This is a genomic window from Ruegeria sp. CG11 (assembly GCF_056537245.1).
Genome location: NZ_JBQFRE010000001.1, coordinates 1,202,858 through 1,218,567, shown reverse-complemented (window position 1 = coordinate 1,218,567; position 15,710 = coordinate 1,202,858). Strand labels below are relative to the sequence as shown.

13 protein-coding genes and 1 pseudogene are annotated in these 15,710 nt (G+C 60.2%); 3 read left to right on the top strand and 11 right to left on the bottom strand.

Annotated elements, in window-relative coordinates:
* From gcvT to glyA, 6 genes and pseudogenes are all read right to left on the bottom strand, one after another.
* Positions 1–119: pseudogene (gene gcvT / locus ACR0KW_RS06070) on the bottom strand (glycine cleavage system aminomethyltransferase GcvT); the annotation flags it as partial.
* A gap of 16 nt (positions 120–135) precedes the next feature.
* Positions 136–558 carry a universal stress protein gene (locus tag ACR0KW_RS06065; RefSeq protein ID WP_480804180.1) on the bottom strand — a complete coding sequence of 141 codons (423 nt, stop codon included), beginning with the start codon at positions 556–558 and terminating at the stop codon, positions 136–138.
* A 76-nt stretch (positions 559–634) separates the two neighbouring features.
* Positions 635–2,005: an alanine/glycine:cation symporter family protein gene (locus ACR0KW_RS06060; RefSeq protein ID WP_170328708.1), complete on the bottom strand. Its 1,371-nt coding sequence runs from the start codon at positions 2,003–2,005 to the stop codon at positions 635–637.
* Positions 2,006–2,029: 24 nt separating this feature from the next.
* Positions 2,030–2,971: a lipoyl synthase gene (lipA, locus tag ACR0KW_RS06055; RefSeq protein ID WP_480804179.1), complete on the bottom strand. Its 942-nt coding sequence runs from the start codon at positions 2,969–2,971 to the stop codon at positions 2,030–2,032.
* A 14-nt stretch (positions 2,972–2,985) separates the two neighbouring features.
* The gene (gene lpdA, locus ACR0KW_RS06050; RefSeq protein ID WP_480804178.1) at positions 2,986–4,365 is read right to left on the bottom strand and encodes a dihydrolipoyl dehydrogenase; all 1,380 of its coding nucleotides are present in this window, start codon (positions 4,363–4,365) and stop codon (positions 2,986–2,988) included.
* 11 nt (positions 4,366–4,376) lie between these two features.
* Positions 4,377–5,630, bottom strand: coding sequence for a serine hydroxymethyltransferase (glyA, locus tag ACR0KW_RS06045; protein ID WP_480804177.1), 1,254 nt, complete (start codon positions 5,628–5,630; stop codon positions 4,377–4,379).
* Between the two features lie 146 nt (positions 5,631–5,776).
* Between glyA and ACR0KW_RS06040 the strand changes: the two genes are divergently transcribed.
* On the top strand, positions 5,777–6,379 hold the full coding sequence (locus tag ACR0KW_RS06040; RefSeq protein WP_480804176.1) for a helix-turn-helix domain-containing protein: 603 nt from the start codon (positions 5,777–5,779) through the stop codon (positions 6,377–6,379).
* A gap of 45 nt (positions 6,380–6,424) precedes the next feature.
* Here ACR0KW_RS06040 and ACR0KW_RS06035 read toward each other — a convergent pair whose 3' ends face one another.
* The 5 genes from ACR0KW_RS06035 to ACR0KW_RS06015 form a co-directional block, all read right to left on the bottom strand.
* The gene (locus ACR0KW_RS06035) at positions 6,425–7,549 is read right to left on the bottom strand and encodes a mandelate racemase/muconate lactonizing enzyme family protein (protein WP_480804175.1); all 1,125 of its coding nucleotides are present in this window, start codon (positions 7,547–7,549) and stop codon (positions 6,425–6,427) included.
* A gap of 3 nt (positions 7,550–7,552) precedes the next feature.
* Entirely contained in the window at positions 7,553–8,641 is a 1,089-nt protein-coding gene (locus ACR0KW_RS06030; RefSeq protein ID WP_480804174.1) for an alcohol dehydrogenase family protein, read from the bottom strand.
* Position 8,642: 1 nt separating this feature from the next.
* Positions 8,643–9,752 (bottom strand): mandelate racemase/muconate lactonizing enzyme family protein, encoded by a 1,110-nt coding sequence (locus tag ACR0KW_RS06025; protein WP_480804173.1) that lies wholly within the window; start codon positions 9,750–9,752, stop codon positions 8,643–8,645.
* A 28-nt stretch (positions 9,753–9,780) separates the two neighbouring features.
* On the bottom strand, positions 9,781–10,323 hold the full coding sequence (locus ACR0KW_RS06020; protein ID WP_480804172.1) for a TetR/AcrR family transcriptional regulator: 543 nt from the start codon (positions 10,321–10,323) through the stop codon (positions 9,781–9,783).
* 196 nt (positions 10,324–10,519) lie between these two features.
* Positions 10,520–11,401, bottom strand: a complete 882-nt coding sequence (locus ACR0KW_RS06015) for a LysR substrate-binding domain-containing protein (RefSeq protein WP_480804171.1) — start codon at positions 11,399–11,401, stop codon at positions 10,520–10,522.
* Between the two features lie 277 nt (positions 11,402–11,678).
* Between ACR0KW_RS06015 and ACR0KW_RS06010 the strand changes: the two genes are divergently transcribed.
* On the top strand, positions 11,679–14,132 hold the full coding sequence (locus ACR0KW_RS06010; RefSeq protein ID WP_480804170.1) for a GcvT family protein: 2,454 nt from the start codon (positions 11,679–11,681) through the stop codon (positions 14,130–14,132).
* 15 nt (positions 14,133–14,147) lie between these two features.
* Positions 14,148–15,668 (top strand): trimethylamine methyltransferase family protein, encoded by a 1,521-nt coding sequence (locus tag ACR0KW_RS06005; RefSeq protein ID WP_480804169.1) that lies wholly within the window; start codon positions 14,148–14,150, stop codon positions 15,666–15,668.
* Positions 15,669–15,710: the final 42 nt, after the last annotated feature.

The window sequence follows — 15,710 nt, the reverse complement described above, 5'->3', positions numbered from 1 at the left end:
TGCTCTCCCATGATCCCCATCGGGTACTGAACAGGCATCTCCCAACCAGCAAAATCAACCATCTTACCGCCCAACTCAACATGCAATGAGTGCAATGGTGTGCGCTTAATATCGGTCATCTTAGAAACCTTTCGATCAGCGGGATTGGTCGCGAACAACGGTCACGGTGCAATGCGCGTTGCGCACGACACGAGCCAGGTTCGGGCCAATCTCATAATTCGGGAAATCGCCTTTGGTCGAGGCCATGACGATCAGATCGAAGCCGTCTTTGTAGGCGAGCTTCAGGATTTCGCGGTAGACGCTGCCTTCTTCGATGTGGATTGCCACGTCGGAGGCATTGCCATGATCCAGAACGGCCTGAACAGCATTGCGTACGTGCTCTTTGGCACCGGCGCCATAGTTGGCGGGCAGGTTCGGCAGCTGGATGATCTCGGGGATGACGGCAACCGCGTGCAGTTCGGCTCCGTAGAATTTCGCCTGTTCCAATGCGACTGGCAGGGCATTTTTCCACGAGCGGTCGTCGGTGTGATCAATGGGCAGCAGGATTTTCGTGGCCATCACGTCTCTCCTCGAGATATGGAATTCTGTTTCAAAGGCGGGGGGCCGGGATGGCCCCCCGTTGTTCGTTCCGAAGTTATTCGGCAGGCGAGCCGCCGGGCTCTTCGGATTTGCCGCCCGAGGCGAAGAACTCTTTCGTCAGTTTGAAGACGATCGGGCTCAGCAGTGCCAGGGCGATCAGGTTCGGGATGGCCATCATGGCGTTCAGCGTGTCCGCCAGCAGCCAGATAAAGCCCAGATCCGCTGTCGCACCGAAATAGATCGCAATGATCCACAGGATGCGGTACGGCATCAGCGATTTGACGCCCAGCAGGAACTCGACGCATTTCTCGCCGTAGAACGACCAGCCGAGGATGGTGGTGAAGGCAAAGATCGACAGCGCGATTGCGATCAGGTGACCGCCGCCCGGAAGCGAGGTTGCGAAGGCCAGCGAGGTCAGCGCCGCACCGGATTCACCCGAGGTCCACGCACCCGAAGCGATGATCGCCAGACCGGTGATCGAGCAGACGATAATGGTATCGATGAACGTACCCAGCATCGCGATCAGGCCCTGATTGACCGGGCCTTTGGTCTCAGCCGCTGCGTGCGCAATCGGTGCCGAACCCAGACCGGCTTCGTTCGAAAACACGCCGCGTGCCACACCGAAACGGATAGCGGCCCAGACGGCTGCACCCGCGAAACCACCTTCGGCCGCAGACGGGGTGAACGCATGGGTAAAGACCAGCGACAGTGCATGGCCGATGTTGCCAATGTTGATGATCAGGACCAGCAGACCCGCGATGATGTAGGCGATGGCCATGAATGGAACCAGCTTACCGGCAACCGCACCGATACGGGTGATGCCACCCAGGATCACGGCTGCGGTCAACACCATCAGTACTACACCGGTGACCGAGGTGTTCACGCCGAAGTTTGATTCCAGAACCTGCGCCACACCGTTGGCCTGAACACCGTTGCCGATGCCGAAGGCCGCAATGCCGCCGAACAGGGCGAAGGCGACGCCCAGCCAGGCCCATTTCGCGCCGAGGCCGTTCTTGATGTAGTACATCGGGCCGCCGACGAAGTTGCCCAGCTCGTCCTTTTCACGGTATTTCACCGCGCAGACAGCTTCGGCATATTTGGTGGCCATGCCCACCAGGGCGGTCATCCACATCCAGAACAAAGCGCCCGGACCGCCCAGGAAGACAGCAGTGGCCACACCGGCGATGTTACCCGTACCGATGGTCGCCGACAGCGAGGTCATCAGCGCGTTGAACGGGCTGATTTGCCCTTCACCCTGACCTTCACGGCCTTTGAACAGCAGGCTGAAGCCTGTGCCAATGCGCAGGATCGGCATGAATTTCAGCCCGACCTGCAGGAAGAAGCCGACGCCCAGAATGAGAACCAGCATCAGCGGCCCCCACACGACGCCATTAATGGCCCCTACGATTGAATTTAACGCTTCCATGGTATCCCTCCCATTTGCGTTTGGTTATGCCCCGGCAATGGCCCGTTGGCGGGCCTGCTTGAGGGCGGCAAAGTCTTCGTCCGCGTGGAACGAGGAACGGGTCAGCGGTGTGGCCGACACGTGCAGAAAGCCTTTGGAGCGTGCGATTTGCTCCAGTTGGGCGAACTCTTCCGGTGACCAGAATCGGTCAATCGGGTGGTGTTTGGGGGTTGGCTGCAGGTACTGACCGACGGTCAGGAAATCGACATTCGCGGCGCGCAAATCATCCATCACCTGCCGCACGTCGTTTATGCATTCGCCAAGCCCGACCATCAGGCCGGATTTGGTGAAAATCTCGGGGTTGGCGCGTTTGGCATCGTCCAGTAGCCGCAACGAAGTGTAATAGCGCGCGCCGGGGCGGACTGTCGGATACAGATGCGGGACGGTTTCAAGGTTGTGGTTGAACACGTCCGGGGCGGCCTCGAAGACTACGTCTGCCGCGTCGCCCTTGCCCAGAAAGTCGGGGGTCAGAACTTCGACCGTGGTGCCGGGGTTCTGATGGCGTACGGCGCGGATGGTCTGGGCGATATGCTCGGCCCCACCGTCGGCCAGATCATCGCGGTCGACCGAGGTGATCACCACGTGGCGCAGGCCCAGCTTCTTGACCGCCGCTGCAACTCGGCCGGGTTCGAACGCGTCCAGCGCGTCTGGTCGCCCGGTCGCCACGTTGCAGAAGGAACAGCCGCGCGTGCAGACCTCGCCCATGATCATCATCGTGGCGTGACGCTTGGACCAGCATTCGCCGATATTGGGGCAGGCGGCCTCTTCGCATACCGTCGCCAGATCATGGTCACGCATCAGGCGGCGGGTTTCGTAATACTCCGCGCTTTCGATCTTTTTGCGGCGAATCCACTTGGGTTTGCGCGGGATGACACTGTCGGCTTTCTTGGCCTTTTCAGGGTGGCGGGGGCGAAGCTGGATGGTCATCTGGCTACTCCGGTTCAGGCGTGAATAGCTCGGCCCATGGCATCTAGGCAGGCCTCTTTGACCGCCTCGCCCATGGCCGGGTGTGCGTGACAGGTGGAAGCGACCTCGGCGACAGTTGCACCATTAGTCATAGCGAGAACCAGCTCTGCAATCAAATCGCCGCCATGTGCACCACAGATATGCGCACCCAGAATTTTGCCATTAGTATCAGCAAGTACCTTGACCGCGCCGTCGGTTTCGCCAGTCGATCGGGCGCGCGAGTTGGCCATGAAGGCGAACTTGCCAACCGAGTATTCGGTGCCTGCTTCTTTCAGCGCTTCTTCGGTCAGACCGACCGAGGCGACCTCGGGATCGGTGTAAACAACACCCGGAACGGTATTGTAATCTACATGACCGGCTTGGCCTGCCAGAGTTTCAACGCAGGCCACGCCGTCTTCTTCGGCCTTGTGCGCCAGCATCGGGCCGGGCACGCAGTCGCCAATCGCATAAATGCCGGGAACCGAGGTCTGGAACGACCCGTCCACCTCGATAAAGCCGCGCGGGTTTACTGCTACGCCCAGTTCTTCCAATCCCAGCCCACGAGTGACAGGGCGGCGACCAACGGCGATCAGAACCTTGTCTGCCTCGATCACTTCTTCCTTGTCTTTGCCGACACGATCAACAATCAGTTCCAGACCGGCATCGGTCTTGTTGACCGATTTCAGTGCGCGCCCGAGTTGGAATTTCAATCCGCGCTTGGATAGGGCGCGTTGTGCCAGCTTGGCGATCTCACCATCAATTCCAGGCAGAACACGGTCCAGATACTCGACCACGGTAACCTTTGCGCCCAAACGGGCCCAAACCTGACCCAACTCAAGTCCGATCACGCCTGCACCGATTACGACCAGATGCTCCGGCACGCTCTCCAACGCAATTGCACCGGTTGAGCTCAGGACGTCTTGTTCGTCAATCTCGATGCCTGGCAGAGAGGTGGGTTCCGAGCCGGTGGCGATCAGGATGTTCTTGGCTTCATGAGTTTCATCGCCCACCTTGACCTGACCGGCGGCCGGGATACTTGCCCAGCCTTCAATCAGATCAACGCCGTTTTTCTTGAACAGGAACGCGATGCCCTTGGTCAGTTCACCGACGATCTTGTCCTTACGGCCCATCATCGTGGGTACATCGATGCTGGCCCCCTCGACCGCAATGCCATGGGAGGAGAGATGTGCAAGTTCGGCATATTTGGCCGAGGAGGTCAGCAACGCTTTGGAGGGAATGCACCCCACATTCAGGCAGGTTCCACCCAGTGCCCCGCGTCCTTCGACGCAGGCCACTTTCAGCCCCAGCTGTGCCGCGCGGATGGCAGCAACATAGCCGCCCGGGCCGCCGCCAATGACAATAAGGTCGTAGGTCATTTCTTGGTCTTTCAGTAGATCGGGTGGCTTGCGCACAGGGCGCGGACTTTTTCGCGAGTCGCTTTTTCGACGGTCTCATCGCCATTGGGCGACTGCGCCAGCGCGTCCAGAACGTCACCGATCAGGTGACCGATCTGCTTGAACTCCTCGGGGCCAAAGCCGCGGCTGCACCCGGCGGCGGTGCCCAGACGGATGCCGCTGGTGATGGTGGGTTTTTCCGGGTCGCCGGGTACGCTGTTCTTGTTGCAGGTGAAGCCGGCCCGCTCCAGCGCCGCCTCGGCGTCCTTGCCGGTCACGCCGATGGGGCGAAGGTCGACCAGCATCAAGTGGTTCTCGGTTCCGCCGGATACGATGTCACAACCGCGCGCCATCATGACATTGGCCAGAGCCGCCGCGCTGTCGACCACGCGCTGCATGTAGTCTTTGAACTCGGGCTTCAACGCCTCGCCAAAGGCCACAGCCTTGCCTGCGATCACGTGCATCAGCGGGCCACCTTGCAGGCCGGGGAACACGGCCGAATTGATCTTTTTGGCCAGGGCCTCGTCATTGGTCAGGATGATGCCGCCGCGCGGGCCGCGCAGGGTTTTGTGGGTGGTCGAGGTCACCACATGCGCGTGACCGATGGGCGAGGGGTGCAGGCCGGTGGCAACCAGCCCGGCGATATGGGCCATGTCGGCCAGCAGCCAGGCGCCAACCTCATCAGCAATGGCGCGGAACCGGGCAAAATCGATTTTTTGCGAATAGGCTGACGCACCTGCGATGATCAGCTTGGGCTTTTCGGCTTTGGCCAGCGCCTCAACCTGATCATAGTCGATCAGACCGGCCTCGGTCAGACCGTACTGCACCGGGCGGAACCATTTGCCGGATTGCGCGGGCTTTGCGCCGTGGGTCAGGTGACCGCCAGCATCCAGTGACATGCCAAGGATCGTGTCGCCGGGGCTGAGCAGCGCCAGCTTTACCGCGCCGTTTGCCTGCGCGCCCGAATGCGGCTGCACGTTGGCGTATTCACAGCCGAACAGCTGTTTCAGCCGCTCGATCGCTTCGACTTCGACCTCATCCACATATTCGCACCCGCCATAGTAGCGGCGGCCGGGATATCCTTCGGCGTATTTGTTGGTCAGCACCGAGCCCTGGGCGTCGATCACGGCCTGAGAGACGATGTTTTCGGATGCGATCAGCTCGATCTGTTCGGCCTGACGTGTGCCTTCACGCGCAATCGATGCAGCGATTTTCGGGTCGGCCTCGGCCAGCGACGTCTTGAACATAGTCTCCTCCTCTTCTTCGAATCCCTGGTTCGAGAATTTGTTTCCTATAGTGGAATTAGTTCCCGCAAATCAACAAAAATCTCGTATTCGTAAAGTTGCGTGCGAATAGGGGAGCGTGTAACCTGCGGTAGAATAGGGAGATTTTCATGGGCGAAGACCAAAGGAACGAAGCCTCAACACCTGAGGAACTGGACGAAGGTGCCGCTTTGGGGCGCTCGATTCGAGATGCGCGGCGGGAAAAAGGTTGGACGCTGGAAGAGGCCGGACGCGCGGCGGGAATCGGCCGTTCCACTTTGTCCAAGATCGAAAACAACCAGACAAAACCCAGTTTCGAGATCGTGCGACGCCTGACCCAGGCGCTGGATCTGAAACCACCGCAGCTGTTTCTTCAATCAGGTCAGACGGGTATCACCGGTCGACGGGATTATACGCCAAAGGGGCAGGGCGAGTTTCGCGAAACCGCTACCTATCTGCACGAGCTGCTGTGTTCGGATCTGACCAGCAAGCGGATGCTGCCCTATGTGGCGACGATCCGGGCGCGCGACATTTCCGAGTTCGACCCGTGGGTCCGCCACTCGGGCGAAGAGTTCATGTATGTGCTGAGCGGTGAGCTGATCTTTATCTCGGAGCACTACCGCCCGCTGCCGATGAAGGCGGGGGATTCACTCTATTACGACAGCAGCATGGGGCATGGATGCGTGTCGACCAGCAAGGAGGACGCGCAAGTTCTTTGGGTGTCGTTGGAGTAATCCGAGGAAAGGGACAATCCGGGGCATACACTGCCCCGGACCCCGTTATGCTTCCCAGGTCGCGATCCGGTCGCCCAAAAGGTCGCGATTGACGGTGACGCCGAGGCCGGGCGCATCGGGCGGCACAACGCCGCCGTCCTTGATCGGCGCGTCGAAGCTGCCAGTTTGAACCGTCACCATATCCCGCGGGTCCAGCACGCAGCGCAACAGGCGCTCGGGCACGGTGGCCCCCATGTGAAAGATTGAAGCGGCTGACAGGGTGGAGCCGATAGTATCCTGTACGCTGATCGTCAGACCGGCGGCCCGACAGATATCACGATGGCGGCGTGCGTGGGTCAGGCCGCCCGCCTTCGATATCTTCAGCCCGATCCCGTCCGCCACGTCCAGTGCCACCAGTTTCGAGATGTCACCATCTTCCTGCGCCAGCTCATCAAGGATGATCGGCACATCGCAGCGCTGGCGCAATGAAAGGGTTGCGCGCCAGGTGGCGCAGGGGGCCTCGAGCACGAAATCCAACCCGTCCGGCAGCGCGCGGAGCATCCGCAAGGCGGTCTCGGGGATCAGCCCGCCATTGGCATCGACGATGAAGTATTCGCCCGGCTGACGATCCGCCAGCGAGGCTGCGATACGCTCGGCGTCCAGTTGCGGGCCGCCTTCGCTGTCCAGTGCCCCGACTTTCACGGAATGGCCCATGTAGCCCATCTTGCGGTGCTCGGCGACACGCGCGCGCATGTCTTCCGGGGTGCCCGCATAGATCGAACTGATCGTCGGAAGCCGGTTTCCCGTGCTGCCACCCAACAGTTTGTAGACCGGCAGATCTACGGATTTTCCGAACATGTCCCAACAGGCCAGATCGATGGCGTTCTTGGCGTGGTTGTGCCCCAAAAGCGCCTCGTCCATCGCGTCGTTGATCCGATCCACATCGCGCGGATCGCGACCGATCAGATGCGGAGCAATCTCTTCGATCCCGGCCCGCGCGCCACGGGCGTGGGCGGCGATGTAATTGGGGCCGAAGGGAGTGGTTTCGCCCCAGCCTTCGGTACCGTCATCGGCGGTCAGGCAGACCATGACACTGTCGAATCCGGTATAGATCCGACCGCCCGACAACTCGTAGCTGCCGCCGGAATAGGGCAGGTGCAGCTCGAAAAGGTCGATTTTCCTGATCTTCATCGATCACTCCTGCGGCGGGATCAGCACAAGTTGGCCGGTGTGTTTCTTGGCCAGAAAGTCTTCTTGCGCGGTGGCGATGTCGGACAGCGGGTAGGTCTTGGCTACGACAGGACGGATTTCACCGGCCTCGATGTATTTCACGAGGCTTTCGAATACGATGTCTTCCTGGAACGTGCAGCCGTACAGTGTCAGGTCTTTCAGGTAGAGCGTGCGCACGTCGATCTCGCAGATCGGTCCGGCGATGGCTCCTGCAGTGGCAAAGCGGCCACCCCGGCGCAGCACGTCCAGCAGGCTGGGCCATTGCGGACCGGCCACCAGATCAACCACCACGTCAATCGACCCTGCGCCCAGTTCGGCAACCAGGTCGGCATCGCGGTCCAGAATACGGTTAGCACCCAGTGCCCGGACAGCCTCGACCTTGGAGGGGGAGCACAGCGCGATGACGGTGGCACCGCGCCGCTTGGCCAATTGCACGGCAGCCGAGCCGACGCCGCCCGAGGCGCCGGTGATCAGAACCGTTTCGGCCCCGACATTTGCGCGGTGCAACATGCCTTCGGCAGTGGAATAGGCGCAGGGGATCGCGGCCAGTTCGGCATCGGACCAGTCACAGGCAACGGCGTGGGTCTCTTGCGCGGGGGCCTTGCAGTATTGGGCGAACCCGCCGTCGCATTCGCTGCCGATGGTCCAGCATTCATAGGGGCGGTAATCCACATAGGTCCGCAGCATGTTGCGCACGATCACTCGCTCGCCGATGCGGGCGAGGTCCACGCCCTCGCCAACAGCTACGACATGGCCGCAAACATCGGCGCCCTGGATGCGCGGAAAGGTCAGCGGTACGCCCGACCAGCTTGCGTCATCGTCGTCAACCGTATCGAACCCTTCGGCCCCGCCGGTTTCGGTATCAGCCGTAACGGCCTTGGAATACCACCCGATGCGCGTGTTGATATCGGTGTTGTTCACACCCGCTGCGGCGACGCGGATCAGCACTTCGCCCGGCCCCAGCTGCGGCGTAGGCACGTCGGCGCGATAGTCCAGTTTGTCGATGCCGCCATGGCCTGTCAGCAGGACGGCTTTCATTGTTTCGGGGATCATCTCAGCCTCCGAAAGACGTAACGGGCGCGCCAAAGAGCGCCTCATCAGGGGTCACACCCAGACCCGGCCCGGTTGGACGTTCGATATGGCCACCCACAATCTGGATGCCGTTTTCGGCGTCGTAGTTGCCTTCGATATAGGGCGCGGCCAGCCAGACGCCTTCGCACAGTTCGGGTTTGACGGTTGCGCCGATCTGGGTGCAGGCGGCGGCGATGATGTCGCCGCCCCAGCTATCGTCGCAGGTGTGCGGCAGGTTGCGCGCCTCGCAGATGTCGCGGAAGGCGCGCATATGGGTCAGGCCGCCAATGCGCGTGACCTTCATACCAAATCCATCCACCAGACCGGTGCCGGCCGCCGAAATAACCGTGTTCAGATCGACGCTGTTTTCATCCATGTAGATGCCGTGGCTGACCTGCGGGCGGATCTTTTCCAGATCCTGCACGGTGTTGCAGGGCTGCTCCATGATGAAGGGCACATGCGGCAATTCCCGGCTGACGCGCAGGGCGTCGCGGGTTGTCCAGCCGCGGTTGCCATCCACCGCCAGACGCATACCAGAGCCTTTGACGACCTCCCAGACCTTGGTGATCACCTCGATATCGATCTCGACAGGGCGACCGCCGACCTTGACTTGCAAGCGCGGATAGCCTTCGTCCAGCTTCTCTTTGGCCAGTTTTGCAATGTCATCCGGCGTGCCGACGCCGGTGGCGTAGTACGACGGCACTCGGTTGGTCACTGCGCCCCCCAACAGGTCTGCGACATTGACGCCCAGAGACTTGCCGAAAAGGTCATAGGCAGCGATATCCAGCGCGGCCTTGGCATAGTTGTGACCGGTCAGCAGAGTGTCCATCTTGCGGCGCAATGTGCCCGGTGTTGCCTCGGCGCCGATCAGCCCTTCGGCCATCACCTGCAGCGCAGCACGCGCGCCATTCGCATGGGCCTCGGCATAGGTTGGGCCGACCGGGCAGGTCTCGCCCCAGCCGACATGACCGGTGTCCGACACCAGTTTGACAAGGGTGGTGCCCAGTGCCCAAACCGCGCCGCTGGCCATCGTATAAGGGCCATTTTTGACCGGCAGGTCATGGGAGTAGATGTGGATTTCCTTCAGTTTCATGTCGGGGCTTTCTGTTGGTTTGAAGGGGTTATTCAATGCCTGCCGCAGCCAGGATCAGGGCTGCGGTCTCGAGTGTCTGGCGGCTGGCCCGTTCCGGACCGATCAGGCGGGCGGCTTCGGTCAGGCCTTCGTGCAGAACAAACATCTGGTCGACCAACGTGTCCGCATCGCATTCCGGAGCGACATCAAGAAGCCGACGGCGAAACTGTGCCCGCACTTCGGACTTATGTGCTTCGACCGCTGCGCGTATCGGGGCACTGTCGGGGTAAGCGGACAAGGCATTGCGAAACAGGCAACCGCAATTCGATATCCCGAACAGCCAGTCGGACAGCCGTTGAAGAACATGGACAACACGCGCCGCGCCGTCCTCGGGACCTTCGCCGATCCAGTCTGCATAGGCGCGGTCTCGGTGCTGCAGCGCGCCGACCACCATCGCCTCGCGGCTGGGAAAATACTTGTAAAGGGTTCTCAGCGAAACATCCGCGCCCGCGCGCAGAGCCTCGACACCGGGTCCGGCAAACCCCATTTCCTCGAACTGACCATGCAGACGGGCGGCAATTTGGTTTTTCATGTCGATCATGAAAAAGTGGTAGAGTGATCGCTCTACCTCGGGCTTCACCAAAACCGACGTGTTTCATGGCGGTGGCGACGTGATGCCAGGCTGGCAATCAAAGTAATCGTCTGGAATCAATTGAGCACTGAAATACTGCAGAAGTCGCAGAAGGGTCTGTTAAAAATGCTTTAAGCCACCAATAAAGCAAGAAAATTCAGGTGGTTTCCGCCAGCCATTGATACACAAGATTGGCGCGATCAGATGCAGTGTTGTGAAGCGCGACGTAAAAGTCCAGCGGTGAGGAGATTGCCTGCGGCAGCAGGCTGACCAGCTTCCCGGATGCGACAAGATCGGATGTCAGCCCCTCCCATCCCAGCACGGCCCCCATGTCGTCTTGTGCGGCCTGAAGGGCAATGGTGTAATTGTTGACACGATGCGCTGAATTCAAAGGCCCGTCATATCCCAGCTGGTTGGTCCACTCGCGCCAATCCGTCCACCCCGTTCCCGGCGCATCAAGATGAATCAAAGGAACACGCGCAAGGTCCTGAATTCCAGTGATGCCGTTTTGTTCAAGAAACCGTGGGCTGCCGAGGGCCATGATGCGGTCACGAAACAGGACATGGTGGTTCGCCTTCTCTTGCGAGGCGTCGCCATAGAAGATGCTGAGATCGCATTTCGATGTGTCGAACCCCAGATCCGTGACCACTTGCGTCACCGATATATGCCCGTAGCTTTTCCAGAATTGCGCCAGTCGGGGCGTCAGCCAAAGCGAGCTGACGGCCGTGCTGGACCGAATCGTCACGCCGGATCTGTCATATTGTGACCGCAGCTGCTGCAAGGCCTCACTGATACCTTCTAACCCGCGCTGCAGAGCGACCAACAGGTAGGCCCCGCTTTCGGTCAACTCAACCCCGCGATGGTGACGACGAAACAACGAGCAGTTCAGCTCTTGCTCCAGCGATTTGACCTGGTGGCTGATTGCCGCAGGGGTCACGTTCAGTTCTGCTGCAGCCGTTTTGAAGCTAACATGGCGCGCCGCAGCCTCGAAGCTGATCAATGAACCAAATGGGGGAAGTTCATATGGGCCTTTGGGCAAGGTTCTCTGACCTGTAGTGGCTGATTTCCGTTGTTTTATCCATGAACATGTCGTTCTTGGTTTAGCTGAAGTAATTCAAAGTGAATTTTTTTGCAATTGCTTATTGGTCAACCGACCGCAATGCTAGCCCTCAGCATTCGGGGAGGTGCCTGTCTCAGGCAGCAGGGGCGTACATGGTGACGTGCTTGCCTGCATTCCCGGACGAACCCGGCTTCAACGACGTGTCAGAAGGTCCGGGTTTCTGCCGGTTTTCGGCGCAAGTTAGGGAGTCGATTGAATGAAGTCGCATGCAAAAGTTGTGGTTGTCGGTGGCGGGTGCGTTGGGGCATCGATCCTTTATGGCCTGACCGAACATGGGTGTTCGGACGCGGTCATGCTGGAGCGTACGACGCTGACCTCGGGATCGACCTGGCACGCAGCGGGTCTGCTGGTGACCTTTGTGCGGTCGCACAATGTGTCGAAGATGACAATGGAAACCATCCGCATCTATTCCGAGGTTGAGGAAAAGATGGGTGCCTCGGTTGGGCTGCGTAAAGTGGGCCAGTTGCGCGTCGCCAATACCGAGAAGCGCTGGGATGAGTTTCAGTCCTACATTTCGATCGCCGAAGCCGCAGGCGTGCCCTGCAAGCTGGTAACGCCGGAAGAGATCGCCGAAATTCATCCGTTGCTGAATCAAAGCCCCGATATTCGTGGCGGTATCCTGCACACCGAAGACGGCTATGTGAACCCGGCCGACATCACCATGGCGCTGGCCAAGCTGGCGCGGGATGCGGGCGCGAAGGTCTATCAGAATACCGAAGCGCAATCTTACGAAAAGCTGGACAATGGCCACTGGAAGGTGACCACCAATCAGGGCGAGATCACCTGTGAACACCTGATCTTTGCCACCGGCAACTATGCCCGCGAGAACGCACGCCGGGTGGGGCTGGACCTGCCCTGTATCCCGATCGTGCACCAATACTGGACCACCGAAACCGTGCCGCTGCTGAAAGAGCGTCGCGCGCAGGGCCTGAAAGAATTCCCGATCCTGCGCGACGAGGATTACGGTGCCTATCTGCGTGAAGACGTGGGCGGCATCCAGTTCGGCCCCTACGAGTTTACTAAAGACCTCAAACTGTTTGCCGAAGACCGCGTGCCGCCGGAATTTGGCGCCGACCTGCTGCCCGAAGATTTCGACGCAGTGGAAACCCAGTGGGAGCGCGCCATCGAACGCGTCCCGACACTGGGTGAAGTCGGCATCAAGGCAAACACCCGCGGCCCGTTCCAGATGACCCCGGACGAGCTGCCGCTGGCCGGTCCCGCACCGGGGCATGAGAACCTGTGGTTGGCCGAAGGTATGCCGGGCGGCATCCTGTGGGGCGGCACCGTGGGCAACCGTCTGGCCAAGTGGATCGTCAATGGCGATCCGGGCATGGACATGTCGGAACTTGATCCACGCCGCTTCTCGGACTACGCCTCCAAGCGCTGGACCATGGACAAGGTGCGCGAAACCTGGGGTACCCATATGGACGCGCATGTCCCCGGCGAGGATTTCCCGAATGCACGCCCGATGAAAACCATGGGATCTTATGACCTGCTGACCGCACAAGGCGCGGTCTGGACCAGTTTCAACGGCTACGAATTCCCCCGCTGGTTCGCCAAGTCTCCGGAAGAGGCCATTCCCGAGCACAGCTTCCGCCGCACCGACCACATGGAGCTGGTGCAGGAAGAAGTGCGCCGCACCCGGGAAGAGGCTGGCTTCATTGAAATGTCGCCGATGACCAAGTTCACGGTGCGCGGACCGGGCGCTGCCAAATGGCTGGACGATCTGATGGCGAACAAATTGCCCAAGGTGGGCCGTATGACCCTGTCGCTGATGTTGAACGACAAGGGTGGCATGGACGCGGAATACACCATCGTGCGCTATGCCGAAGATGACTTCTATCTGATCTCGACCCCGAACTGGCGCGCTTATAACTGGGATCAGTTGCAGCGCCTGCTGCCCAAGGACGGCTCTGTCATCATGGAGGATATCTCGGAACAGCTGGGCGTGATCGCGCTGGCCGGTCCGAACTCTCGCGAAATCCTGTCGAAGCTGACGGACAACGATCTGTCGAACGAGGCCTTCCCGTGGCTTTCTGCCCAGATGGGTGAAGTGGGCTATGCAAAAGGTGTGCACCTTCTGCGCGTATCCTATACCGGTGAGCTGGGCTGGGAACTGCACCACCCGGTTGGCTATAACCGCCACATCGTGGATCAGTTGCTGAAAGCGGGCGTGAAGCCGTTCGGGCTTGAGGCGCTCGAATCCATGCGGCTTGAAAAATCCTATCGCGCCATCAATCGCGAAATATGCAAGGACATGACCCCGTACGAGGCCGATCTGGGCCGCTTTGTGGCCATGACCGAAAAAGTCGGCGGTCAGGTTTGCGAACGCGACTTCATCGGCAAGGGGGCGCTTCTGGCTCAGAAAGAGGCGGGCGGGTATAATGTTCTGGTCACGCTGAAACTGCCGTTCTGCGATACCTCGGTGATGTTCGACGAGGGCGTTTATACCGATGGCAATCTGATCGGTCGCGTCACTTCGGGCGGGTTCTCGTATTACTGCAACCACGACATCGCGATGGCGTTGGTGCCGCAGGACATGACCGCACCTGGCACAAAAATGCAGGTTCTGGTGCACAATGAAATGCGTGACGCCGAGGTGATCGATGTCTGCGCCGTTGACCCAACCAGCGCCCGCGCCCGCGCCTGATCCGGAGGGGATGCAATGACACAAGCAAGAGCACGTTCTGGCCGGGGTGGCCGCGCAGCGCGGGTGCAGGCCCGCACCAATCCGCCACCGGTGTACCTGCCGACCCTGAACCGCAAAATCGGACCGATTGATCTGCTTGGCCCCGAAGGGGTCGAGAAGATCCACAACGCGGCCATGACGATCCTGGAAACCACCGGTATCGAATTCCGTGACCCTGTGGCCCTGGCTGACTGGAAGAAATACGGCGCCGATGTTCAGGGAGAGCGGGTCCGTATTGGCCGGGACATGCTGATGGACCTGATCTCGGCAGTTCCGTCGGAATGGGGCTATGCGGCACGCAATCCGGACCGTTCATTACGTGTAGGTAACCGGAACTCCGTTTTCGCGAACGCTTACGGCGCCCCGTTTGTCTATGGGCTTGATGGCGTGCGCCGTCCGTCGATGCTGGAAGATGCGCACAACTTCTTCAAGCTCAGCCAGATGAGCCAGTCGATGATGGTTCCGGGCGTCCTGCCGGTCGAACCGCAAGACGTGCCCGTGCCACAGCGCCATCTTGAGCTTGTCCACGCGGCGTTGACGCTGACGGACAAGCCGATCAAGGGGTCGGTGCTGTCGGAACAGGCTGCACGCGACTCGGTTGAGATGACCCGCATCGTGTTCGGTGAAGAGTTTGTGGACAACAACGTGGTGATGGCCGCGCTGCTGAACTGCAACACGCCGCTGGTGTGGGACGAAACCATGCTGGAAAGCCTGCGGGTATATGCCAGCGCCAACCAGCCTTGCCTGCTGTCGCCATTCGTTCTGGCGGGGGCCTCAACGCCGGCCAGCCCGCAGGGCGGTGTGGCGCTGCTGATCGCCGAATCGCTTGCGGGCATGGCCTATAGCCAGATCATCCGGCGTGGCGCGCCGATGGTTCTGGGCGTGGCGATCATGGGTGTGTCGATGAAGACCGGTGCGCCGATGATGGGCTCACCCGAGCCGGGGCTGATGAACCTGTTGGTGGGCCAGATGGCGCGGTTCTATGGCGTCCCGTGGCGGACCTGCACGATGTGGACCGGCGCGAAGTCCCCGGACATGCAGGCGGCGTTTGATACGGCCAACACCATGTGGCCGGTGCTGCTGGGTGGGGCCAACTACATCGTGCATTCGGCCGGTTTTCTGGAAGGCGCACTTGGGGTCAGCTACTCGAAATGGGTGCAGGACACACGGCAGCTTGAGAACTTCCACCGGTTCTTCAGCGGTCTTGAGGAGGAAAACCTGGACGCAATTCTGGATGACATTGCCGAGATCGGCCCCGGCGGACACTTCCTTGGAACAGACCATACCCGGGAAAACCCGCTGCACATGAACCCGCTGCAGAACAATGACAGTTTCGAACAGTGGGAAGCAGAGGGGTCGAAGACCGCCGAAACCGTCGGCAACGAAGAGGCGCAACGCATGTTGGACAATTACGTCAAGCCGCCGATGCCGGATGATCAGCGCGGGGCACTTGACGAATTTGTTGCCAAGAAGAAGCTGGAATATCAGAACTCGTAACTGAAAACACGGGCGTGCAAGCGCCCGCCAGCCAGACACAAG

Bases quoted from the DNA above. Each gene is read 5' to 3' on its own strand.
- ACR0KW_RS06065 (WP_480804180.1), bottom strand. From the start codon at position 558: ATGGCCACGAAAATCCTGCTGCCCATTGATCACACCGACGACCGCTCG.
- ACR0KW_RS06060 (WP_170328708.1), bottom strand. From the start codon at position 2,005: ATGGAAGCGTTAAATTCAATCGTAGGGGCCATTAATGGCGTCGTGTGG.
- lipA (WP_480804179.1), bottom strand. From the start codon at position 2,971: ATGACCATCCAGCTTCGCCCCCGCCACCCTGAAAAGGCCAAGAAAGCC.
- lpdA (WP_480804178.1), bottom strand. From the start codon at position 4,365: ATGACCTACGACCTTATTGTCATTGGCGGCGGCCCGGGCGGCTATGTT.
- glyA (WP_480804177.1), bottom strand. From the start codon at position 5,630: ATGTTCAAGACGTCGCTGGCCGAGGCCGACCCGAAAATCGCTGCATCG.
- ACR0KW_RS06040 (WP_480804176.1), top strand. From the start codon at position 5,777: ATGGGCGAAGACCAAAGGAACGAAGCCTCAACACCTGAGGAACTGGAC.
- ACR0KW_RS06035 (WP_480804175.1), bottom strand. From the start codon at position 7,549: ATGAAGATCAGGAAAATCGACCTTTTCGAGCTGCACCTGCCCTATTCC.
- ACR0KW_RS06030 (WP_480804174.1), bottom strand. From the start codon at position 8,641: ATGATCCCCGAAACAATGAAAGCCGTCCTGCTGACAGGCCATGGCGGC.
- ACR0KW_RS06025 (WP_480804173.1), bottom strand. From the start codon at position 9,752: ATGAAACTGAAGGAAATCCACATCTACTCCCATGACCTGCCGGTCAAA.
- ACR0KW_RS06020 (WP_480804172.1), bottom strand. From the start codon at position 10,323: ATGAAAAACCAAATTGCCGCCCGTCTGCATGGTCAGTTCGAGGAAATG.
- ACR0KW_RS06010 (WP_480804170.1), top strand. From the start codon at position 11,679: ATGAAGTCGCATGCAAAAGTTGTGGTTGTCGGTGGCGGGTGCGTTGGG.
- ACR0KW_RS06005 (WP_480804169.1), top strand. From the start codon at position 14,148: ATGACACAAGCAAGAGCACGTTCTGGCCGGGGTGGCCGCGCAGCGCGG.